General features: G+C 69.3%; 17 protein-coding genes and 2 riboswitches. Of the genes, 6 read left to right on the top strand and 11 right to left on the bottom strand.

Annotated elements, in window-relative coordinates:
* Positions 1–32: 32 nt before the first annotated feature.
* Both K254_RS0100185 and fdhD read right to left on the bottom strand, forming a co-directional pair.
* Complete coding sequence (locus K254_RS0100185) at positions 33–3,071, bottom strand: alpha-mannosidase (protein WP_026553690.1); 3,039 nt, start codon at positions 3,069–3,071, stop codon at positions 33–35.
* Between the two features lie 103 nt (positions 3,072–3,174).
* Positions 3,175–4,044: a formate dehydrogenase accessory sulfurtransferase FdhD gene (gene fdhD, locus K254_RS0100180; RefSeq protein WP_026553689.1), complete on the bottom strand. Its 870-nt coding sequence runs from the start codon at positions 4,042–4,044 to the stop codon at positions 3,175–3,177.
* A 64-nt stretch (positions 4,045–4,108) separates the two neighbouring features.
* Here fdhD and K254_RS20905 point away from each other — a divergent pair, with 64 nt between their 5' ends.
* Complete coding sequence (locus K254_RS20905; RefSeq protein ID WP_035748812.1) at positions 4,109–6,472, top strand: FdhF/YdeP family oxidoreductase; 2,364 nt, start codon at positions 4,109–4,111, stop codon at positions 6,470–6,472.
* Positions 6,473–6,549: 77 nt separating this feature from the next.
* Here the strand turns inward: K254_RS20905 and K254_RS20900 are convergent, their stop codons facing one another.
* The 7 genes from K254_RS20900 to K254_RS0100140 all read right to left on the bottom strand — a co-directional run bounded on the left by K254_RS20900 (position 6,550) and on the right by K254_RS0100140 (position 12,778).
* Positions 6,550–7,770 (bottom strand): molybdopterin molybdotransferase MoeA, encoded by a 1,221-nt coding sequence (locus K254_RS20900; protein ID WP_051388584.1) that lies wholly within the window; start codon positions 7,768–7,770, stop codon positions 6,550–6,552.
* Positions 7,770–8,048: a DUF6457 domain-containing protein gene (locus tag K254_RS26045; RefSeq protein WP_026553688.1), complete on the bottom strand. Its 279-nt coding sequence runs from the start codon at positions 8,046–8,048 to the stop codon at positions 7,770–7,772. Before K254_RS26045 ends, K254_RS20900 begins: the two co-directional genes overlap by 1 nt.
* Before the next feature lie 24 nt (positions 8,049–8,072).
* Positions 8,073–8,768: a molybdenum cofactor guanylyltransferase gene (gene mobA, locus K254_RS0100160; protein WP_035749295.1), complete on the bottom strand. Its 696-nt coding sequence runs from the start codon at positions 8,766–8,768 to the stop codon at positions 8,073–8,075.
* A 102-nt stretch (positions 8,769–8,870) separates the two neighbouring features.
* A complete protein-coding gene (locus K254_RS0100155; protein WP_026553686.1) occupies positions 8,871–9,635 on the bottom strand; it encodes an NlpC/P60 family protein in 765 nt (254 codons plus the stop codon).
* 109 nt (positions 9,636–9,744) lie between these two features.
* Positions 9,745–10,479 carry a C40 family peptidase gene (locus K254_RS0100150; protein ID WP_269208994.1) on the bottom strand — a complete coding sequence of 245 codons (735 nt, stop codon included), beginning with the start codon at positions 10,477–10,479 and terminating at the stop codon, positions 9,745–9,747.
* Positions 10,480–10,483: 4 nt separating this feature from the next.
* Positions 10,484–10,671, bottom strand: a riboswitch (cyclic di-AMP (ydaO/yuaA leader).
* Between the two features lie 197 nt (positions 10,672–10,868).
* Positions 10,869–11,708 carry a M23 family metallopeptidase gene (locus K254_RS0100145; RefSeq protein WP_035748811.1) on the bottom strand — a complete coding sequence of 280 codons (840 nt, stop codon included), beginning with the start codon at positions 11,706–11,708 and terminating at the stop codon, positions 10,869–10,871.
* Between the two features lie 4 nt (positions 11,709–11,712).
* Positions 11,713–11,937, bottom strand: a riboswitch (cyclic di-AMP (ydaO/yuaA leader).
* Between the two features lie 145 nt (positions 11,938–12,082).
* Positions 12,083–12,778 (bottom strand): metal-dependent transcriptional regulator, encoded by a 696-nt coding sequence (locus K254_RS0100140; RefSeq protein ID WP_026553683.1) that lies wholly within the window; start codon positions 12,776–12,778, stop codon positions 12,083–12,085.
* Between the two features lie 200 nt (positions 12,779–12,978).
* Between K254_RS0100140 and serC the strand changes: the two genes are divergently transcribed.
* Entirely contained in the window at positions 12,979–14,106 is a 1,128-nt protein-coding gene (gene serC / locus K254_RS0100135) for a phosphoserine transaminase (RefSeq protein ID WP_026553682.1), read from the top strand.
* Positions 14,107–14,237: 131 nt separating this feature from the next.
* On the opposite strand, the gene K254_RS20895 is transcribed toward serC, so the two are convergent.
* Both K254_RS20895 and K254_RS0100125 read right to left on the bottom strand, forming a co-directional pair.
* On the bottom strand, positions 14,238–14,969 hold the full coding sequence (locus tag K254_RS20895; protein WP_051389100.1) for a DUF3027 domain-containing protein: 732 nt from the start codon (positions 14,967–14,969) through the stop codon (positions 14,238–14,240).
* Positions 14,970–14,980: 11 nt separating this feature from the next.
* On the bottom strand, positions 14,981–15,361 hold the full coding sequence (locus K254_RS0100125) for a cold-shock protein (protein WP_026553681.1): 381 nt from the start codon (positions 15,359–15,361) through the stop codon (positions 14,981–14,983).
* A 163-nt stretch (positions 15,362–15,524) separates the two neighbouring features.
* Between K254_RS0100125 and K254_RS20890 the strand changes: the two genes are divergently transcribed.
* From K254_RS20890 to K254_RS0100105, 4 genes are all read left to right on the top strand, one after another.
* Positions 15,525–15,806, top strand: a complete 282-nt coding sequence (locus K254_RS20890) for a hypothetical protein (protein WP_035748810.1) — start codon at positions 15,525–15,527, stop codon at positions 15,804–15,806.
* 66 nt (positions 15,807–15,872) lie between these two features.
* Positions 15,873–18,404, top strand: a complete 2,532-nt coding sequence (locus K254_RS0100115; RefSeq protein WP_026553680.1) for a helicase-associated domain-containing protein — start codon at positions 15,873–15,875, stop codon at positions 18,402–18,404.
* Complete coding sequence (locus K254_RS0100110; protein WP_026553679.1) at positions 18,397–20,046, top strand: DNA repair helicase XPB; 1,650 nt, start codon at positions 18,397–18,399, stop codon at positions 20,044–20,046. Before K254_RS0100115 ends, K254_RS0100110 begins: the two co-directional genes overlap by 8 nt.
* A gap of 5 nt (positions 20,047–20,051) precedes the next feature.
* Positions 20,052–20,903 carry a class I SAM-dependent methyltransferase gene (locus tag K254_RS0100105; protein WP_051388583.1) on the top strand — a complete coding sequence of 284 codons (852 nt, stop codon included), beginning with the start codon at positions 20,052–20,054 and terminating at the stop codon, positions 20,901–20,903.
* Positions 20,904–20,931 lie beyond the last annotated feature (28 nt).

The following is a 20,931-nucleotide window of genomic DNA, read 5'->3' as shown; positions in this document are numbered from 1 at the left end:
ATCGTGTCATAAGTGTCACCCAGTTGGGCGGGTCAGGGGGCGAACCTGAGGGTCAGCAGCTGGAACGGCCGCAGGACCAGATCCGCGGCATCCGGGCCAAGGTCGACGCCGGCAGGCACCTCCGCCGGGTCCTCCAGCAGGTCCACCACCGTGACGGCGGAGACCGGGAAGTTGGCGCTGATCCGCCCGGCCGAGCGCTCCCCCAGGGATTCGTAGAGCCGCACGATGACATCGCCGGAGCCGTCCTCGGCCAGCTTCAGCGCCTCGATCACCAGCGCCGGGTTGGACACCGCCACCAGAGGCTCGACGGCGGTGGAGCCGCGGACGACGCGCGGGGCCAGATTGGTGCGGTACCCCTCCTCGACGGCGCCGGCGATCCCGGCCCCCGGGCGGATGGACGCAACCAGTTCGTGGTGCCCCAGGTCGGCAAACGGGTCCGGGCACTTGGGCGCGCGCAGCAGCGAGAGCCGCACCGTCGTCGTCGTGCCGCCATCGGAGCCGCGGACGGTCCGCGTGACGTCGTGTCCATAGGTGGCGCCGTTGGAGATGGCGACGCCGTAGCCGGGCTCGGCCACGTGTATCCAGCGGTGCGCGCAGATCTCGAACTTGGCCGCCTCCCAGGAGGTGTTGGTGTGCGTGGCGCGCTGGATGTGGCCAAACTGGGTCTCCGCGGAGGAGACGGCTGCGCGCACATCCAGGCCGAAGCCAAGCTTGAGCAGCTTCTGGTTCTCCTGCCAATCCGCTGTGGTGGTGATCTCCAGCGACGGCGCACCCGGCGCCAGGCGGATCCGCTGCACCACCGGGGAGGTGCCCACCAGGCGTTCCACCACGACGACGGCGCTCTGGTCACCGGTGGCGCCGGCACGTTCGAGCGACACCGACAGCGCCGTGTCGCAGCGGGTGACATTGCGCCGGTAGAACTCGTCGACGTCCCAGGCATCCCAGGCGTTGGGGGTGTCCCGGTGCAGTTCCAGCAGGTTCCCCACCGAACCGGGCGCGATGGCCTCCCGGCCCGAGGCGTAGTCCACCAGCGAGGCCAGCAGCCCGTTGGCATCCACCACGGCCCGGATGATGCCGTTGTCGAGGGTAAAGCCGCCCTCGTGCTCCAGCGTCTGGACGGCCACCGCGGCGGCGACCGCCTGCGCAGCGCCCAACGCGGGCACGCCCGACCGGGTGTGCGGGGCGGCATTGAACAGCAGATCAACGCCCCCGTTCCCCGCCAGGGCGCTCGTTGCGGAGGCGATGATGGCCTCCAGTCCGCGCTCGACGGCGGCGTAGTTGCGTTCGGCATCCTGGTAGACCCAGGCGATGGAGCTGCCGGGCAGAATGTCGTGGAATTGCTGCAGCAGCACCAGCTGCCAGAGCCGCTTGAGCTCGGCGGCCGGGTACGCGGCGCCGGTGCGGATGGCGGCGGTGGCGGCCCAGAGCTCGGCCTCGCGGAGCAGATGCTCGCTGCGCCGGTTGCCCTTCTTCGTGTTCGCCTGGCTGGTGTAGGTGCCGCGGTGCAGCTCCAGGTACATCTCCCCCAGCCACACGGGCGGCGCCGTGTACTCCTGCTGGGCCTGGGCAAAGAACTGGGCGGAGGTGCCGATGCTGACGGTGGGCGAGCCCTCCAGGTCCGCCGCACGGTGCGCCGCGGCGACCATTTCGCGGGTGGGTCCGCCGCCGCCGTCGCCGTAGCCGAACGGCACCAGGGAGACGGTGCCGCGGCCGTGTTCGCGGTAGTTGCGCTGCGCATGGGCCAGCTGCTGGGCGCCCAGGTCCGAGCAGTAGGTGTCCACCGGCGGGAAGTGCGTGAAGATCCGGGTGCCGTCGATGCCCTCCCACAGGAAGGTGTGGTGCGGCATGGTGTTCACCTGGTTCCAGGAGATCTTCTGCGTCAGGAACCACTCCATCCCGGCCGCGGCGGCAATCTGCGGCAGCGCACCGGAGTAGCCGAAGCTGTCCGGCAGCCAGGTTTCGCGGCAGTCCACGCCCATTTCACGGCGGAAGAAGCTCTTGCCCTCCACAAATTGCCGGGCCATCGCCTCGCCCCCGGGCATGTTGGTGTCCGATTCCACCCACATGCCGCCCACCGGCACAAACTGCCCGGCGGCCGCCTTGGCCTGGATCCGGACGAAAAGCTCCGGGTAGAACTCCTTGATCCAGGCCAGCTGCTGGGCCGAGGAGCAGGAGAACACGAAATCGGGGTGCTCATCCATCAGGGCCAGCACATTGGAGAAGGTCCTGGCGCATTTGCGGATGGTCTCGCGCACCGGCCACAGCCAGGCGGAGTCGATGTGGGCGTGGCCCGTGGCCACCAGCGAATGGGCCGAGGCGTGGGCGGGGCTGGCCAGCACCCCGGCCAATGCTTCGCGCCCGTCCGCGGCGGTGCCGGCGACGTCGTCCGGGTCCATCACATCCATCATGGCCTCCAGCGCGCGCAGCACCTCGTGCCGCCGCGGCTGGTCCATGGGCAGCTCGTGCATGAGACCGCGCAGGGTTTCGACGTCCTGGCGGAGCTCCCACACCTCGGTGTCCAGCTGGGCCAGGGTGATGGGTCCCATCCGGTAGGCAGGGGTGCTGCCGGCCGTGGCCCTGTCCCCCAGCGGATTGGGCGCGAAGGTGAAGCCCTGGGCGACATCCGGATTGCCCGCGGCCTCCACATAGAAGTCCAGGCCGCCGTCGACGGTGCCCAGCAGCTCCACGGGCAGCTGCCGGTTGCGCGGGGAGACGGCCTTAGCGATGGTGCCGTCCGTCCGCCAGGCCAGACCCTCGCACTGGAATCCCGGGGCTTCTGGCGTGTAGCCCAGCTCCACCAGCACCTCCAGGGGGCCGGCACCGGCGTCGTACCCGGTGGGCAGTGATCCGGTGATGTGCAGCCATTTGGTGCTCCACGGCGCGCCCCAGGGATCGCCCGCGGCCACCGGCGCATACTCCTGCTCCACGGCCTCGCCGAACGGCACGGGTTCCCCGGGCACATCCCACCCCGTGACCTCCAGCGGCCACCGGGCGCGGTGGATGGCCGGGTCCAGACGGTCGCGGACAAAGCGGTCCAACCGGGATTCGGTCAGGCGGCGGTCATCATGCACGGAGCACTCCTTGGTCGGCCTCCAGCGGGATGGCACCGCCGTAGCTCCACCCTAGTGAGGCCGTGGCGCTGGAACAACGACGGCGCGCGGCCGGGCAGGTGCCTCAGGCCCCGGTGCCGCCGATCCGCCCCGGGTGGCTGTAGACGTTCATTGAGGTGCCGCGGCTGAACCCCACCAGGGTCACGCCGGACTCCGCGGCGAGCTCAACGGCCAACGACGACGGCGCACTCACCGCGGCGAGCACGGGCACGCCCGCCATGGCCGCCTTCTGCACCAGTTCAAAGGAGGCCCGGCCGGAGACCTGCAGCACCGTGTTGTGCAGCGGCAGCCGCCCATCGCGCAGGGCGGCGCCCAGCACCTTGTCCACGGCATTGTGCCGCCCCACATCCTCGCGCAGGTACAGCAGGTGGCCGTCGGCGCTGTACAGGCCGGCGGCGTGGACCCCGCCGGTCTTCTCGAAGAGCTTCTGGCCCGTGCGCAGCTCGTCCGGCAGCGAGGCCAGCAGGGCGGCGTCCACCATCGGCGCCGTGCCGCCGTCGGCCACCGGGTGGCGGGAGGCCTTGCGGACGGCGTCGATCGAGGCGGTGCCGCAGATGCCGCAGGAGCTCGTGGTGTAGACGTTGCGGGCCGCGGCGGTGTCCGGCAGGGCGACGTCGGGGCGCAGCTGGGCCTCCACCACGTTGAAGGTCTGCATGCCGTTTTCATCCTCGCCGGCGCAGAAGCGCTCCGAGATGAGCTGCCCGGGTTCCCAGATGACACCTTCGGAGAGCAAGAAGCCGGCCACCAGATCGAAGTCGTCGCCGGGGGTGCGCATGGTGACACTGAATGGCTGGTGGCCCAGGCGGATCTCCAGCGGTTCCTCCGCCGCAAGCTGCTCCTCGCGCGTCACGGTGCGCACCTGCATTGGCGATTCCGCGTCCGGCGCGGTAAACCTGATCTTGAGCGCGCGAACGCGCCGGCTGAGCCGTCCCATGATTCCTCCGGTGGTCTGGATGTCTAGGATCAGCGTAAAGCTTCAATGGCGAAGGGATACCATCATGGCCTCCAAGGCACCCCAGGAGAACATCGACGAGCAGCAGCTGCACGTCGGCAAGATCAAGTCCAAGGCCGTTGGCATACCGGGCATCATGCACGCCATGGAAATTTCCCTGGCGCAGATGGGCCCGGTCCGCACGGCGCAGACCTTGCTGAAAATCAACCAGAAGGACGGCTTCGACTGCCCCGGCTGCGCCTGGCCCGAGGAGGAAAAACGCCATGCCGCCGAGTTCTGTGAAAACGGAGCCAAGGCGGTGGCCGAGGAGGCCACCCGGCGGCGCGTTCCGCCATCGTTCTTCGCCGAACATTCCATAGCGTCCCTGCTGGAGCGCGACGACTACTGGCTGGGCCAGCAGGGCCGGCTGACGGACCCGATGTTCCTGGCCGACGGCGCCGAGCACTACGCGCCCGTGTCCTGGGACTTCGCGCTGGACCTGCTGGCCAGCGAGCTCAAGGGCCTGGCCGATCCCAACGAGGCCATCTTCTACACCTCCGGCCGGACGTCCAACGAGGCAGCGTTCGTCTACCAGCTGCTGGTGCGCGGGCTGGGCACCAACAATCTGCCGGACTGCTCCAATATGTGCCACGAATCCTCCGGCTCCGCGCTGACCGAGACCATTGGCATCGGCAAGGGCTCCGTCTCGCTGGCCGACATCCACAACGCGGAGCTGATCATCATCGCCGGGCAGAACCCTGGCACCAACCACCCCCGCATGCTCAGCGCGCTGGAGAAGGCGAAGAAGAACGGCGCCGCCATTGTCTCCGTCAATCCGCTGCCCGAGGCCGGGTTGATGAACTTTGAGAACCCGCAGACGCCGCGCGGCCTGGTGGGCGGCGGCACCGCGCTGACCGACGATTTCCTGCAGATCCGCCTCGGCGGGGACCAGGCGCTGTTCCAGGGGCTGGGCAAGTTCCTGCTCGAGGAGCACCGCCGGCCGGGCGGCGCCTGGGAGGGCCGGGTGCTGGACACGCCCTTCATCGAGGCCCACACCACGGGGCTGCACGCCTGCCTGGACCAGCTCGCGGCCGTGTCCTGGGACGAGATCCTGCTGGCGACGGGCCTGGAGCTGGAGCAGATCCACGCCACCGGCCGCCGCCTGCTGGAGTCCAAGGCCACCATCGTCTGCTGGGCCATGGGCCTGACCCAGCACAAGCATTCCGTGTCCACGCTCAAGGACGTCGTCAACCTGCTGCTGCTCCAGGGCAACATCGGCAAGCCCGGCGCCGGCGTCTGCCCGGTCCGCGGCCACTCCAATGTCCAGGGCGATCGGACCATGGGCATCTTTGAGCGCATGCCGTCTTCCTTCCACGACGCCCTCGATGCCGAGTTCAAATTCGACTCCCCGCGCGACCACGGCTACGACACGGTGGCGGCCATCGCGGCCATGCGTGACGGCGCCGGGAAGGTCTTCGTGGGCATGGGCGGCAACTTTGCCCGCGCCACCCCCGACACCTCCGTCACCGAGGCCGCCCTGCAAAACCTGGCGCTGACGGTGCAGATCTCCACCAAGCTGAACCGCTCCCACCTCATCACCGGGCGGCAGGCCCTGATCCTGCCCACGCTGGGCCGCACCGAGCGGGACACCCAGGCCGGCGGCGACCAGAGGGTCACCGTGGAGGATTCGATGAGCGCCGTGCACGCCTCGCGCGGCCGGCTGGCCCCGGCGTCGACGTCGCTGATGAGCGAGGTGGCGATTGTCTGTGCGCTGGCCAAGCGGCTGTTCACCGGCGACGGCGGCGCCCCGCTCCCCGGCGCCCCGGTGGCGGACTGGGACGCGCTGGCCGCGGACTACTCCGCCGTGCGGACGCACATTGCCGCCGTCGTGCCCGGCTTTGGCGGCTTCGAGGAGAAGCTCACCAAGCCCGCAGGCTTCGTCCTGCCGCACGGGCCCCGGGACGGGCGCACCTTCGACACCCCCAGCGGCAAGGCAGTCTTCACGGGCAATGTGCTGGAATACCCCACCATCCCGGCGGGCCGGCTGCTGCTGCAGACCCTGCGCTCCCACGACCAGTACAACACCACCATCTACGGCAAGGACGACCGCTACCGCGGCATCTACGGCGGCCGCCGCGTGGTGCTGGTGAACGCTGCCGATCTGGCCTCGCTGGGCATCGCCGACGGCGCCCTGGTGGACCTGGTGACGGAGTGGCACGACGGCGTCGAACGGCGCGCACCCGGCTTCCGTACTGTGGCCTACTCCACGCCGGTGGGCTGCGCCGCCGCCTACTACCCCGAGACCAACGTTCTGGTCCCGCTGGATTCCACCGCCGACGTCAGCGGCACCCCCACCTCAAAATCCGTCCTCATCCGCCTCGAACCCTCCACCGAACAAGCACCTGGGGACAATGTGGAGGCGCAACACTAGCCGCAACTGCCCGTTCGCTGAGTTGGTGCCGGGGCGGTGCCATGCCCAGGGTGTGGTGGGCACCGCGAAGGCGGCCGCTACTTCCAAGGCAGGGGGATGGCGCGGAGCATCTCGCCCATCTTGGCGCCGTGCGGCGGCACCAGCATCACGCCGTCGGCGGCGGCCATCCCGCGCATCATCGCGGAGTCGCTGTGCGCCGTCGGCGAGGCCAGCCCGTAGACCAGCCGGTACGGCATCAGGCGCGTGGGGCCGGCGTATTCCTTGATCGGCGTCCCGCAGGCCACCTCGATGGTTGCCGGGGCCGGGCGGCTGCCCAGTTTGGCCAGCAGCGGCGCGCCCACGGTCAGCAGGCCGATCATCGCTGCCAGCGGGTTGCCCGGCAGCCCCACCACATAGCGGCCGTCCGGCAGCTCGGCCAGCAGCGTCGGGTGGCCCGGGCGCATGGCGATACTGTTGATCAGGAATTTTCCGCCCATGGCGGTGATGGCTTCACGCAGAAAGTCGACGCGCGAGTGCCCGGTGGCCCCGGTGGTGACGACGACGTCGGCCGGGTCCTCCACGGAATCCTCCAGCGCGTCCAGCATGGCAGCCAGCGAATCGCCGGCGCGCTGCTGGCCCACCACCATGCCGCCCAGCAGGCCCACGACGGCGCCGAGCTGCGGCGAAAACGCATCCCGCACCTCCCCCGGTGCCGGAATCCCGGATTCCACCACCTCGTCTCCGGTGAACACCAGCTTTACGGCCGGCGCACCCAGCACGGTGAGCTCGTCCAGACCGCCCAGCGCGGCCAGGGCCAGGTGGGCGGGGTTCAGCGTGGTGCCCGCCTTGATCAGCACCTCATCCAGGGCGGCCTCCTGCGCGGCCGGGCGGATGTGCACGCCGTTCTTCGGCTCGCCCGGGCGGGCACCACCGCCGAGCACCAGCACGGGCAGTCCCTCGGCGTCGGTGGAGACCAGTCCGGATTCGCTGCGCAGCACGGCCTTGGCGCCGGGCGGAATGGCGCCGCCGGTCACGATCGGGCTGGCCTGTCCGGCGGCCAGCCGCGTCCCGGCGTCGGCCAGGATCCAGGGCGGACTGCCGCTGACGGCCCAGCCATCCATGGCGGAGGAGGCGTAGTGGGGCATGTCGTGGGCCGCTGCCGCATCGGCGCCGAGCTTGCGGCCCAGGGCCTGGGCGAGGGTGACGGCGTGGGGCGGCAGCGGCTGGGCGCAGCCGAAGGCCGTTTCCCGCGCCTCGTCCCAGCTGTGCGGGAGCCGCACGTCCGGCTCCGCGTCCTGACGGCCGGAGCCCTCCCCCACTAGCTCTGGGCTCCTGCTTCGGCCTCGGCCAGGCGGCGGGCCATGGCGATCGCGGAGGTGATGGCCAGCTCTTCGGAGGCCTGGCCCGATCCTGCGGCCAGACCCGCGGCCAGACCGGCCACGAAGGTGGTCAGCGGGGCGGCGGGGCGGATGACATTGTGCGCAGCCACTCCGGCGAGCGAAAGGATGGCATCGATGTCGACGTCAACGTCGGCGATTTCAAACGCCTGCACCAGGGTGTGCAGCCAGTCGCTCAGGACCTCTTCTTGGCTTTTCATGTGGATCCTCCAGGTGCGGCATTCTCAAAGGCCGGGCGCATTGCCTCGGCCAGGGCCTACGCCCAGTGCTGCGGCATCGGTCCAGGTGTCAACGTCGGCCGTGCTGCCCGCGGGAACATCCACACGGGCCACGCCGGCCGCCTCCAGCCTAGCAACCAGCGGATGCACCGGAGCGTTTTGGAGTCCCCGCGTTGCGTCGATGGCGGCGAGGGCGCTGCGCAGGGCCTCGGCAGGGTAGATGGCCGCCAGCGGCTGGTCGCGGCCGCCGTCCACTGCCAGCGCACCCGTGGACTCCGGGTGTTCCTCCAGCCAGCGGAGCAGGGCCACGACGGCGGTTCCGGCGCCGGGCATGTCGCAGGCCAGCACCAGCACTCGGCCGGACGTGGACGCAAGGGCCCGCATCCCCGCGTCCAGGGCCGCCGCGGGGCCCGCAAAGGGCGGCTCCTCGCGGACCAGCCGGCAGCCGTGCCCGGCAGGCAGCAGTTCAGCACTCGCCTCTGCGGGGCCGACGACGGCAATCCGTCCGGGCTCCGCTACCGGTTCTGGGCCGGCCGCCGCACCGGACGCCGCCGGCGCAGAATCCGCCAGGGCGCCGCGCGCCACGGCCACGGCACGGGCCAGCAGGGTTTCGCCCTCGAACTCCAACCCGGCCTTGGACACGCCACCCAGCCGCGAGGACCTTCCCCCGGCCAGCACAATGGCTCCCTGCACACCCACCATCAGCATCTCCTCCGGAACCCAATACGTTCTATTCATCGAATATAGGCCGTTAAACGCCTACAGCCCCCGCCGTGAGGTGGGGGCTGTAGAGGGCAGTCGAACCTAGTGGCCGATCGCGATGAAGGTGTGGCCGGTGCCCAGGTTGACGCTGGCGACGACGGTGTTGCCACCGTTGTAGCCGCCGTGGACTGCCTGGCCGTTGCCAACGTAAACGGCGATGTGCGGTACGCCGGCGCCTGCATCGGCGTAGTAGACGAGGTCGCCCGGCTGTGCCTCAGCGGCGGAAACCGTGCGGCCCAGGGACAGGTAGCCTGCCGGCCAGCCGTGGTAGTAGATGCCGGCTGCGGCCAGAGCGTTGCTCGCCAGGGCGGTGCAGTCCTGGAAGACACCCAGCTGGGCGTAGGCAGCGGCGGCGATCGTGGCGCCAACGCCGCTGGCGACCACGGGGGCCGGAGCCTGTGCAGCGGGGGCTGCGGCGGTCTTGGCGACGCCGGCCTGTGCAGCGGGGGCGGCGGCAACGTCGTTGCTCTTGACCTCGACGACGGGCTTGGGGGCCTCGGGTGCCGGGGTGGAGCTGACCTCGGGGCTGGCGAAGGTGATCTTCACCGTCGAGGCCGCGGTGACGGCCTGTGCAGCTTCGGTCTTCAGGCTCAGGGTGGAGGCGGCATCGGCGGTGCGCTCGATGGTCGGCTCTGCTGCGTTGGCGGCAATGCCGGAGGTCAGAACCAGGCCGGAGGCCGCGGCGATGACGGCGGCCTGGCGGCCCATGCCGCCGGCGTTGTGGCTGACGGCCTTGGCGATGACGGCGATGGAACTGGTCTTGGGGGCCTCGGCGCGGTGGCGCGCAATGGGGGCACGGTTGCTCATGTAAATCTCTCTTTCGATGTCCTCAAGCTGGTGGGGATTCAGCTTTTTGGTGTTTCGGGGCTCGGCGGAGGATTTGAGCGGGCCGCCGGCCCGCACGAAGCGGGGGTGGTTAGCCCATGGTGTAGAAAACGCTGGTTCCGGTGGCGGAGGCCGGCAGGAGCAGGGTGCCCTGGCTCGGGTTCAAGGCGCTGATGACCATGCCGTTGCCAACGTAGATGCCTACGTGGACGCCACCGTTCTGGACCACCAGGTCACCCGGCTGCGGGTTGGCGGTCTGGACCATGACGCTCCACTGGTTGGTGCGCGGGATGGAGATGCCAGCCTGGGCGTAGGCCCACTGGACGAAGCCGGAGCAGTCCCAGCCGGAGGGGGACGTGCCGCCCCAGACGTAGGGGCTGCCGATGCCGGCGTAGGCGGCTGCTGCAACACCGGACTGGCCGGCGCTGACGGCGAGTGCCGGAGCAGCGGCGGCGGCCTTGGGGGCTGCAGCGGTCGCAGTAGCCTCGACGGCGTTGGACTGGACGGCAACGGGGGCCGCAACCTTCACGGGGGCCGGCTCAGAGGCGACCTCGGTGCGGGCAAAAGAAACAGCCGCGGTGTCGGGGACCGATACTACGGTCTCGGCAACCTGGACGGCTGAGGAAGATTCGGTGCTGACGCGGCCGGATTCGGCTGCCTGGGCTGGAAGGCCAATGCTGACGATAAGACCAGAGGCGGCTGCAACAACAGCGGCCTGGCGTCCGAAGGTACCGGCATTGGACGAGACGGCCTTGGAAATGGCGGTCAGCGGATTCACGCTGGTGGAGGGCGCACGGTGGCGCCCAAGGGCAGTGTTTGACGACACGATTGAAGCCTCTCCCAATGCCTGCGAGGTAAGCTGTCGGATTCGGATGGGAGTCACCCGGCCGCTCCACATTCACCTCGGTTTCCCGAAAGAATGCTTCGCGGCTTCACCCCAAGGACTTCTAGTTTCAGAAGCCCGAAATTGGTTCCCCCGCCCCTGCCAGACGAATGTTGCGAACGGACCGCAAGTAGTGGCAGAGCTAGGCAATCCACTTGCGGGCGCCCCCTTTTATTCGAAGGAGGCGCACTTACGACGGTACAGGATTTAAAGGACCATGTCACGTTAAGGTCACGGTGATGTTGATAAACCTGTGATCTTCGTTACCTGGGCGTGATGCTGAACGTCAGACGCCGGGCCGCTGGGGCCCGGCCGGTGGACCAGGCTTGGGGCTAGAGCCAGCCGAGGGGGTCGACGGTCTTGTCGTTGACCATGACCTCGAAGTGCAGGTGGCAGCCGGTGGAGGCGCCGGTGGTGCCGCTGAGTGCCAGGCGGTCGCCGCGCTCGAGCTTCTGGCCAACCTTGACCTCAATGCTGGAGAGGTGGTTGTACGAGGTGGACAGTCCGTTGCCGTGGTCCACCACAACGCGGTTTCCACCGCCGTACTGGTGCCAGCCTGCGAAGGTCACGGTGCCGCCGGCTGCGGCGTGGACGGCGGTGCCACACGTGGCTGCGTAGTCCTGGCCGGTGTGGTTTTCACCGAGCTGGCCGGTGAGCGGGTTGATCCGCTGGCCGAATCCGGAGGTGGGCGTCAGCGTATCGAGGGGTGCTGCGAGCACGCCCTTGGCGGCCTCGGGGGTGACCTTGGCGGCGGTGGCGGCCAGAGTCTGGTGGAGCTTGCCGTCTGCATCCAGATCGCTGCCCACCGAGGGGCGGGCAAAGGACACGGAAGCCGAGGCATCGGCGGAGACCACAGAGGTCTGCATGGGCACGAGCGACTCTTCACCATTGGCCATGGCCGGGCTGGTGCTGGGGACGGTGACGGCCAGGGCAAGGCCGGTCACGGCCAGCGCAAGGCCGACCTTCTGGCCGGCTCCTGCGGCGGTGGCCAGATCCGAAAGCTGGCGGACGGCGCCGCCCAGGCCGGAGTGGCGGGTGCGCTGCTCGGCACGGATGGCGTCGCGGCGGCTCGGCAGGGCCACCTGCAGGGCAGGGGCAGCTTCGAGTACGGAGGTCGCAGCGGCGGAAGGACCGCCGGCGCGGCGGCGGCCGTGCTGTTTTTCGATGGACAAGTTTGCAGCCTCTCTTGAACACCTGCGAAGTTAGCTGTCGGATTCGAGTCAGAGAGTGGTTCATCAACTCGGCCCGCAGCGGCAGCCGCACCAGGCACAGGGGTATCCACTCAGGGGCACATCTGTACTGCTGGTTTGGTGCCATCAACGGGCTTCACCCCAAGGCTGCAGACGGTTCTGCTGCCGGAAAGTGGTTCCTCCGCCCTTGCCTGGAAGGTCATTGCACCTTTCTCCGCAGGCAAGGCTCGGCGCCGGAGAAGGTAACGCTTTGGTATCAGCGTCTAGCTTCCACTATACGTGAAAGCGGACGCTCCGTAATCCATTCGTGATCTAAATTGTGCACAACTGGTGGGTTGTCGGATATCCGAAGTGGGTCAGCCCACGGAGACGAAAACGTGCCCGGCAACTTCCGGCGGCAGCTCCAGGGCGCCCTCAATGCCCGGAACGCGGACGGAAATGTACTCCCCCACCTGCTCCAGGGAGATCTTCGCCCCGGGGCGCATGCCACCCTCATCCAGCTGGGTCAGCAATTCGGGCTCCACCTGGATCCGCTCGGACAGGCGGGCAATGGTGACACTGGCCCCGGGCGTGTAGTTCTCCATGACGTCCAAAAGATTCATTACGCCGTCAGTGAAAGACGCCGTAGCGGCACCGCCAAGATCCTCCAAACCGGGGATCGGGTTGCCATAGGGCGATTCCTCGGGGCGGCCCAGCAGGTCGAAGAGCCGCTGCTCAACGCGCTCGCTCATGACATGCTCCCAGCGGCAGGCCTCGTCGTGGACGTAGGCCCAGTCCAGACCGATGACGTCGGAGAGCAGGCGCTCGGCCAGGCGGTGCTTGCGCATCACCTTGGTGGCCTTGTCGCGGCCCAGGGCCGTCAGCTCCAGGTGCCTGTCGCCGGAGACGACCACCAGGCCGTCGCGCTCCATGCGGCCCACGGTCTGGGACACGGTGGGGCCGGAATGGTGCAGGCGCTCGGCAATGCGGGCCCGCAGCGCAACGATGTTTTCCTCTTCGAGTTCCAGAATGGTCCGAAGGTACATTTCCGTTGTGTCGATCAGGTCCGTCATTGTCAACACCCTCCTGGCGGTATGAAGTGGAACGGGTGGCCGCAGATACAGATGCCGCGCCTATTGGAAGGCTGCAGCTGGCACACACTCCCCACCATCCTACGTTCGATGACACGAGTTAGTTCTACGCGGCTCTCTACGGCAGAATTATTCACAGCCCATTGGGCCGCCACCCACCGCCAATATCCTTGGAGCCACTTGTGAGCGAATCGACTGCCTTGACCATTCCTGCAGATTTGCTGCCCGCAGACGGACGGTTTGGCGCCGGACCGTCCAAGGTCCGCGCCGAGCAGGTGGAGGCACTTGCCGCTGCCGGCCGCAACCTGCTGGGAACCTCCCACCGCCAGGCCCCCGTGAAGAACCTCGTGGGCGAAGTCCGCAGCGGACTGAGCGAGTTCTTCAAGGCCCCCGAGGGCTACGAGGTTGTCCTGGGCGTTGGCGGATCCACTGCCTTCTGGGATGTCGCAGCCTTCGGCCTCGTGGAGAAAAAGGCCCAGCACCTGAGCTTTGGCGAGTTCGGCTCCAAGTTTGCCTCCGCCACCAACAAGGCTCCGTTCCTGGACGCCTCCTCGATCATCACCTCCACGCCCGGCACCCGCCCGGTCGCCGTGGCCGAGGCCGGCGTCGACGTCTACGCCTGGCCGCAGAACGAGACCTCCACGGGTGTTGCCGCGCCGGTCAAGCGCGTTGACGGCGCCGACGACGGCTCCCTGGTGGTCATCGACGCCACCTCCGCTGCCGGCGGTCTGCACGTGGACATCGACCAGGCGGATGTGTACTACTTCGCCCCGCAGAAGAACTTCGCCTCCGACGGCGGACTGTGGCTGGGCCTGTTCTCCCCCGCCGCCCTCGAGCGCGCCGCCCGCGTCAAGGCCAGCGGCCGCTGGATCCCGGACTTCCTGGACCTGCAGACTGCCATCGACAACTCGAAGCTGAATCAGACCTACAACACTCCGGCGCTGTCCACGCTGGTGTCGCTGAACTCACAGGTCCAGTGGCTGAACAGCAACGGCGGCATGGACTTCGCCAGCGCCCGCACCGCCGATTCCGCCGGCCGCCTGTACTCCTGGGCCGAGGCATCCCCCGTGGCGACGCCGTTCGTCGTGGACCCGGCCGACCGCTCCAACGTGATCGTCACCATCGACTTCGATGAGTCGGTGGATGCCGCCGCCGTCGCCAAGGTGCTGCGCGCCAACGGCGTGGTGGACGTGGAGCCCTACCGCAAGCTGGGCCGCAACCAGCTGCGCGTGGCCACGTTCGTGGCGATCGACCCCGAGGATGTCTCGGCGCTGATCCGCTGCATCGACTACGTGATCGAAAACCTCTAACCAAAGTTCCGAAGCACACACTGCACCAAACACTGTGGGCCCCTCCAATTGGAGGGGCCCACAGTGTTTGGTGCAGTGTCGAAGTTCATGCAGAGTTGTGATGATGTTTTTAGCACGGGTGTGCCGGGAGGCTACGCTTCCTCGGAACCGTCCTCTTCGTCTTCTTCTGACTCGTCTTCTTCTGACTCGTCTTCTTCGGACTCGTCGTCTTCGTCGTAGTCTTCGTCGTCGGACTCGGACTCTTCGACGTCGGACCCGGTCCCGGCGTCGTCGTCGTCGGCCTCATCATCGGGCTCCCCGCCGGACTCGTCCTCCGCGGCGGCAGCGTCGTCCTCGGACGCCGGCGCCTCTTCGGTGGCCCCCCGTGAACCCGCTGCACGCAGCTCGTCGGCAGCCTGCGCCTCGGCCAATGCCGCGGCATCCTCCGGACGCACCCGCTCGGCCCACGGCACCCAGTCCGGCGCCAGCACGGAGGCCTCGGTGGGCAGCAGGCCCACCTCATTCACCGTGGCGGTCTTGGATCGGGACACCCGTGTCAGCACGGCAAACCAGGTCCAGCCGCCGTAGCCGGGCATGGTGCACTCAAAGAGATGCGTCACCACACGTTCACCCTCGCTGCGGGCGCCCAGGTGGGCGCCGATCTGGTGCTCCCCGGCAATGCTGCGCACTGCCTCGCGGGCGGTGGCCGTGGCCTCGGCCAGGAAGGCGTCGGGCTTGCCGGTGCGCCACACGGGCACGCCCGGGCGCGCCACGGGACGCTTCACAGCGCGCTTGGCGGCGCCGGCCTTCGCGGCAGGCGCCTCGGGCGCGTCGGCCACGTCGGCATTGTCGGAGGATGTGGAGGTGGGTTCTGCGGCATTCATGGGGGCCGTCACTAAGCGTCGAAGTTGTCGGCAACCTTGCGCAACGCAGCGGCGATCTTGCTGGCGTCACCTTCCGGGTACTTGCCGTTGGTGAGTGAGCCTACCGAGCGTTCCAGCAGGCTGACCAGATCCTGCACGATCGGGGCCAGATCCCTGGCGGGCATGCGCTTGGCCTTGGCCACCGAGGGGGCCTTGTCCAGAATGCGGGCGGCCATGGCCTGGGCGCCCTTGCGTCCGTCGGCCACACCGAATTCCATCCGCGCGCCAACCTTGATTTCGCCGGCGTCGGCGGGCAGCGCATTGGCGTGCAGGAAAACTTCCTTGCCATCGTCGGTGGTCAGGAAGCCGAAGCCCTTTTCGTTGTCGTACCACTTCACTTTGCCGGTGGGCACTTGACTTACCTTCTCGCTCTCTTGGGGAATCACAGCCCGCGTGTGCATGCTCCTTGAGAGGGCGCAACAACATGGACCATGCTGGTCTATTGCCTCTAGATTAGCCTGTTGGGCCATCCCCGGCGGCTTTGGCCCGCCACTGTCCGCTGTTAGCGTTAAGACCATGACAGAGACGGGCCGCCCGGCCCACCACCAGGCCCATTCCTCCTCCGGATCCGCTGCCGCCGCACGGGAAAACGCCCGCGGCTGGGCCATTTTCACCGTGGCCGCAACAGTGCTGGCCGTCGTCTCGGTTGGCTCGCTGGCCGCCATGCTGCTGTTGAAATGGGCCGGTGCCGCCGCCTGGCCGGGGCTGGCCTGGATCGCCATGATTGGGCTGCCGGTGGCCTTCGTCATGATGGGCATTGGCGTGTTGCGGGCCATTGCCCGCCGCCGCAGCCTCTAGATCTCCACCGGGACTCCAACGGCAACCGATCGCGCCATCCCCAGCCCGGGGAGGTAGCGTAGCCAAGTGTCCTCCCTCAAGGTATTGACCAAGGCCCTGGCCGGCCGCAGCGACGCCTCCCTGCGCTCCCTGCTGCTGGTGCGCCCTGATCTGGCCGAGCCTCCCGCGGTGGGCTTTGCAGCTCTGGCCGCCCGCGCCACCAGCCGGGCCAGCATGTCCCGTGCCCTGGACTCGCTCACCGCGCCGCAGCTGCAGGTGCTGGAAACCCTCCACCTGGACACCGACGTCGACGCCGGAATTGCCGCCGGCGCCGCCGATCTGGCGGGCTATCTCAGGGGCGGGACCGTGGCGGGCGTCCAATCAATCCTGGCCGAACTGGCCGAGCGGGCGCTCATCCACCCCTGGCCCGAAGACTCCGACCCGAGCGTGCTGCCGCAGTACCTGCCGGTGTCCAGCCTCAAGGACGTCATCGGCGCCCATCCGGCCGGGCTGGGCCGCAGCTACCGCGCCTTCGCCCAGGCAGGCAGCGCGGTCTGGGGCCCGCATCTGGTGGCCGTCGCCGCCGATCTGCGCAGCCACGGCGCCCAGATCGCGCCCGCCGCCACACCGCTGGAGGCCGCCGCCGCACTGGCGGGTTGGGTGGAGCAGTTCGCCAACCTCGACCACTTGCTGCTGGGCGCCCCCGAGGCAGCGGCCGCCCTGCTCTCCCGCTTCGCCACCGGACCCATCGGCTCCGTCCCGCCCAGTGCGCGCGGCGGGGCGCTGCTGCACGCCAATCTGGACGACGACGGCGGCACCGCCCTGGGCTGGCTGGTGTCCCGCGGTCTGTTGGTTCCGATCGATGACGAGCATGTGGAACTTCCGGCCGAGGTCTCCGCTCTGGTGCGCGGCGGCTGGCTGGTGGCCGATTTCTCCCCCGAGCCGCCCGCCGTCGAGCTCAAGCAGGCCTCGGTGGCGGTCCGGAACAACGCCTCCGTCTCGGCCATCGCGGAGCTGCTGCGGACCACAGCGGACCTCGTCGCCGCGGTCTCCGCCGCCCCGGTGGCGACGCTGCGCACCGGCGGCGTGGGCGTGCGCGAGGTCCGGCGGCTCGCCTCTGCCCTGCGGGTGGACAGCGCGTCGGCCGCCTTCCATCTGGAACTGGCCGCCATGGCCTCCTTGGTGGTGCTGGACGTCGACACCTCCCGCTGGGTGGCCCGTGCCGATGGCTGGTTGTCCCGTCCGCGGCCGGAGCAGTGGCTCTGGCTGGCCAGCGCGTGGCTGGCCTCCGACCGCGTCCCCGCCCTGGTGGGCGCCGCCAGTTCGCTGGCCTCCGCCGGGACCGGCATCAACGCCCTCGCCGCAGAGGCCCAGCGGCCCGAGGCGCCGGCCCTGCGCCGCCGCGTCCTGGCCGCCATGGCGGAGCTTGGCGCCGCCGGCGCCGCAGCCCCGGCCGGAGCCTCAGGTTCCGGGCAGGGCCCCGCCAAGGCCCCGGTGCTGGACGCGGCGGCCGTGCTGGCACGCTTCCGCTGGCACCATCCCCGGCAGGTGCGCCGCGTCGTAAAGCTGCTGCCGGGTTTCCTGGCCGAGGCGGAGCTCTTGGGCATCACGGGCGCCGGCGTCCTCACGCCGCCCGGGTCCGCCGTCGCCCAGCAGCGCTGGGAGGCGGCCCTGGCCCAGCTCGCCGAGACCCTGCCAGCGGCCCTGGAACATGTGATTCTGCAGGGCGACCTCACGGCCGTGGCCCCGGGCTACCTCTCCCCCGCCCTCGCCGGGGAGCTGGCGCTGCTGGCCGACGCCGAGGGCCAGGGCCCGGCCACCATCTTCCGCTTCAGCGCCGCCTCCATCAGGCGCGCCCTCGACGCGGGACGGACGGGCGCCGACATTGCAGCCTTCCTCTCCAAGCACTCCGCCACGCCCGTGCCGCAGCCGCTGGACTACCTCGTCCGCGACACCGCCGCACGGCACGGACATCTGAAGGTGGGTGCGGCGTCGAGCTTTGTCATCTGCGAGGACGAGTCCCTCCTGGCGGGCCTGCCCGGCCAGCCCGCCTTCGCCGCCCTCGGGCTGCGCCTGCTGGCCCCCACCGCCGCCGTGTCCACGGCCAGCGTGCAGGTGCTGGCCGCAGCCCTCGCTGCCGCGGGCCTGGCCCCGGCCATGCTGGACCCGGCGGACAATGTGCTCTCCGTGCGGCGCCGCGCCGTCGCGCTGCCCCCGCCCGGGCTGGCCCCCTACGAGCGCCCCGGCTCCGGCCAGGGCCCAGGCGGCACGGATTCCGACGCCGAAGCTTCCGACGGCGCTGATTCCGACTCTGTCGATGCTGCCCTGGCGCTGCTGCGCAGCCGGCCCGCGTGGCAGCCGCACGGCGCCGAGGCCGCCCCGGCCCTCGTGCTCGAAACGCTCGGCCAGGCGATCCGGCGCCGGAGGATGGTGCGGATGTCCGTGGTGGACAGCTCCGGGAACACCGAGGAGTTGGCCGTGCTGCCGCTCTCGCTCTCCGGCGGGCGCGTGCGGACCTATGACGAACAGGGCGAACGCGAGCGCGTGTTCTCCATCCACCGCATCATGGATGTTGAGTTGGAGCCCGCAATCGACCCGAAGGAGGACCCGCATGGCTGACGGACCGCTGATCGTCCAGAGCGACAAGACCATCCTGCTGGAGGTGGACCACCCGCAGGCCACCGAGGCGCGCCATGCCATTGCCGCCTTCGCCGAGCTGGAGCGGGCGCCGGAGCATATGCACAGCTACCGACTCACCCCGCTGGGGCTGTGGAACGCCCGGGCCGCCGGGATCGACGCCGAGAAGGTGCTGGACACCCTGCTGACCTACTCGCGCTTCCCCGTTCCGCACTCGCTGCTGATCGACGTCGAAGAGACGATGGCCCGCTATGGCCGGCTGCGTCTGGAGAAGGACCCCATCCACGGTCTGGTGATGCGCACGGACGACTACTACGTGCTGGAGGAAGTGGTCCGGGCCAAGAAGGTCGAGCCGCTCCTCGGGCCGCGGATCGACCCGTTGACGGTGGTGGTGCATTCCTCCCAGCGCGGCGCCCTGAAGCAGCTGCTGTTGAAGATCGGCTGGCCGGCGGAGGATCTGGCTGGCTACGTGGATGGCACCCCGCACCCCATCGCCCTGCTGGAGGAGGGCTGGACCCTGCGCCCCTACCAGCACCTGGCGGTGGAGAACTTCTGGGCCGGCGGCTCCGGCGTCGTCGTCCTCCCCTGCGGCGCGGGCAAGACGCTTGTTGGGGCGGCGGCCATGGCTACCTCCTCCACCACCACGCTGATCCTTGTCACCAACACCGTCTCGGCCCGGCAGTGGAAGGACGAGCTGCTCAAGCGCACCACCCTGACAGAGGGGGAGATCGGCGAATACTCCGGCGCCGTCAAGGAAGTCCGGCCCGTCACCATCGCCACCTACCAGGTGCTCACGGCCAAGCGCGGCGGCCTGTTCCCGCATCTGGAGCTGCTCGACGCCAACAACTGGGGCCTGATCATCTACGACGAGGTCCACCTGCTGCCCGCCCCCGTGTTCCGCATGACGGCGGACCTGCAGGCTCGCCGCCGCCTGGGCCTGACGGCCACGCTGGTGCGCGAGGACGGCCGCGAGGGCGAGGTCTTCTCGCTCATCGGCCCCAAGCGCTACGACGCCCCGTGGAAGGACATCGAGTCGCAGGGCTACATCGCCCCGGCGGATTGCGTGGAGGTCCGGGTGGATCTGCCTCGCGATGAGCGGATGGCGTATGCCATGGCCGACGACGGCGACAAGTACCGCCTCTGCGCCACCAGCGAGACCAAGACCGCCGTCGTCGAGGCCCTCGTGGCCCAGCACGCCGGCGAACAGCTGCTGGTGATCGGGCAGTACATCGACCAGCTGGATGAGATCGCCGAGCGGCTGAATGCCCCGGTGATCAAGGGCGACACCAAGGTCAAGGAACGCCAGCGGCTCTTCGATGCCTTCCGGCGCGGGGAGGTCTCCACGCTGGTGGTGTCCAAGGTCGCCAACTTCTCCATCGACCTGCCGGAGGCATCCGTGGCCATCCAGGTCTCCGGCTCCTTCGGCTCCCGGCAGGAGGAGGCCCAGCGGCTGGGAAGGCTGCTGCGGCCCAAGGCGGATGGGCGTTCGGCCCGCTTCTACACGCTGGTGGCCCGGGACACCCTGGATGCGGATTTCGCGGCCAAGCGGCAGCGTTTCCTGGCCGAGCAGGGCTACGCCTACCGGATCCTCGATGCCAAGGACATTGGCGGCGCATCGGAGTAGGATCGGTGCCACACCGGCATCTGGAGGCCATCATGGGCGTCGAAGAATCAGTGATCAAGCACTACTCCAACGGCATCTTGGAGGAGTCCCTGCTGGCCGCGCTGCGCGCCGGCGGCAAGGATCCGGACCACCTGCACCCCGATGATCTCTCCGTGCTGGACCAGTTCCACATCGGCGGGGTGGAGACGGCCCTGGAGGTGGGCCGAGGCGCCGGGATCAGCGGCAGCAGCCACGTTCTGGACGTCGGCAGCGGCATCGGCGGACCGGCCCGGGTGTTCGCCCACGCCTTTGGCGCCACGGTGCAGGGCATCGACCTCACCCCGGAGTTTGTCGCGACAGCCACCTCGCTCTCCGCCCGCGTGGGGCTGGGCCACCAGGTCTCCTTCACCACCGGCAACGCCACAGCCCTGCCCTTCGAGGACGCCAGCTTCGATGTGGCCACCATGCTGCACGTGGGCATGAACATCCGCGACAAGGACAAGGTCTTTGCCGAGGTGGCCCGCGTGCTGCGCCCCGGCGGCGTCTTTGCCGTCTTCGACGTCATGCAGATGGGCGGGGACGAGCCGGACTTTCCGCTGCCCTGGGCCACCACGGAGCAGACCTCCTTTGTCCAGCCGCCCATGGCCTATTCCGATGCCATGGAGCAGGCCGGGCTGGAGGTGGATACGGAACGCAGCTTCCGCGACGCCGGCATCGAATTCATCGAGCGGATGATCGCCGCCGCGCAGGGGGCGCCGTCGTCGTCCAACTTTCCCGCGCTTCGGGGGCCCGACGGCGAGGCCAGCACCGCCAATCTGCTGGCAGCCCTGAAGAACCACATCCTGGCACCGGTGGAGATCTTCGCCCACAAGCCCTGAGTCCTCCTGCGGCGGGGCCTGGAGGCTG

This window comes from Arthrobacter sp. 35W, from assembly GCF_000482545.1.
Lineage (GTDB): Bacteria > Actinomycetota > Actinomycetes > Actinomycetales > Micrococcaceae > Specibacter.
The sequence above is the reverse complement of the archived record's forward strand: the minus strand, read 5'-3'. Positions and strand labels throughout refer to the sequence as shown.

What these genes read in the sequence shown, in the direction of transcription:
- fdhD (WP_026553689.1), bottom strand. Translation starts at nt 4,044, where the DNA reads ATGGGACGGCTCAGCCGGCGCGTTCGCGCGCTCAAGATCAGGTTTACC.
- K254_RS20905 (WP_035748812.1), top strand. Translation starts at nt 4,109, where the DNA reads ATGGCCTCCAAGGCACCCCAGGAGAACATCGACGAGCAGCAGCTGCAC.
- K254_RS26045 (WP_026553688.1), bottom strand. Translation starts at nt 8,048, where the DNA reads ATGAAAAGCCAAGAAGAGGTCCTGAGCGACTGGCTGCACACCCTGGTG.
- mobA (WP_035749295.1), bottom strand. Translation starts at nt 8,768, where the DNA reads ATGGTGGGTGTGCAGGGAGCCATTGTGCTGGCCGGGGGAAGGTCCTCG.
- K254_RS0100155 (WP_026553686.1), bottom strand. Translation starts at nt 9,635, where the DNA reads ATGAGCAACCGTGCCCCCATTGCGCGCCACCGCGCCGAGGCCCCCAAG.
- K254_RS0100140 (WP_026553683.1), bottom strand. Translation starts at nt 12,778, where the DNA reads ATGACGGACCTGATCGACACAACGGAAATGTACCTTCGGACCATTCTG.
- K254_RS20895 (WP_051389100.1), bottom strand. Translation starts at nt 14,969, where the DNA reads ATGAATGCCGCAGAACCCACCTCCACATCCTCCGACAATGCCGACGTG.
- K254_RS20890 (WP_035748810.1), top strand. Translation starts at nt 15,525, where the DNA reads ATGACAGAGACGGGCCGCCCGGCCCACCACCAGGCCCATTCCTCCTCC.
- K254_RS0100110 (WP_026553679.1), top strand. Translation starts at nt 18,397, where the DNA reads ATGGCTGACGGACCGCTGATCGTCCAGAGCGACAAGACCATCCTGCTG.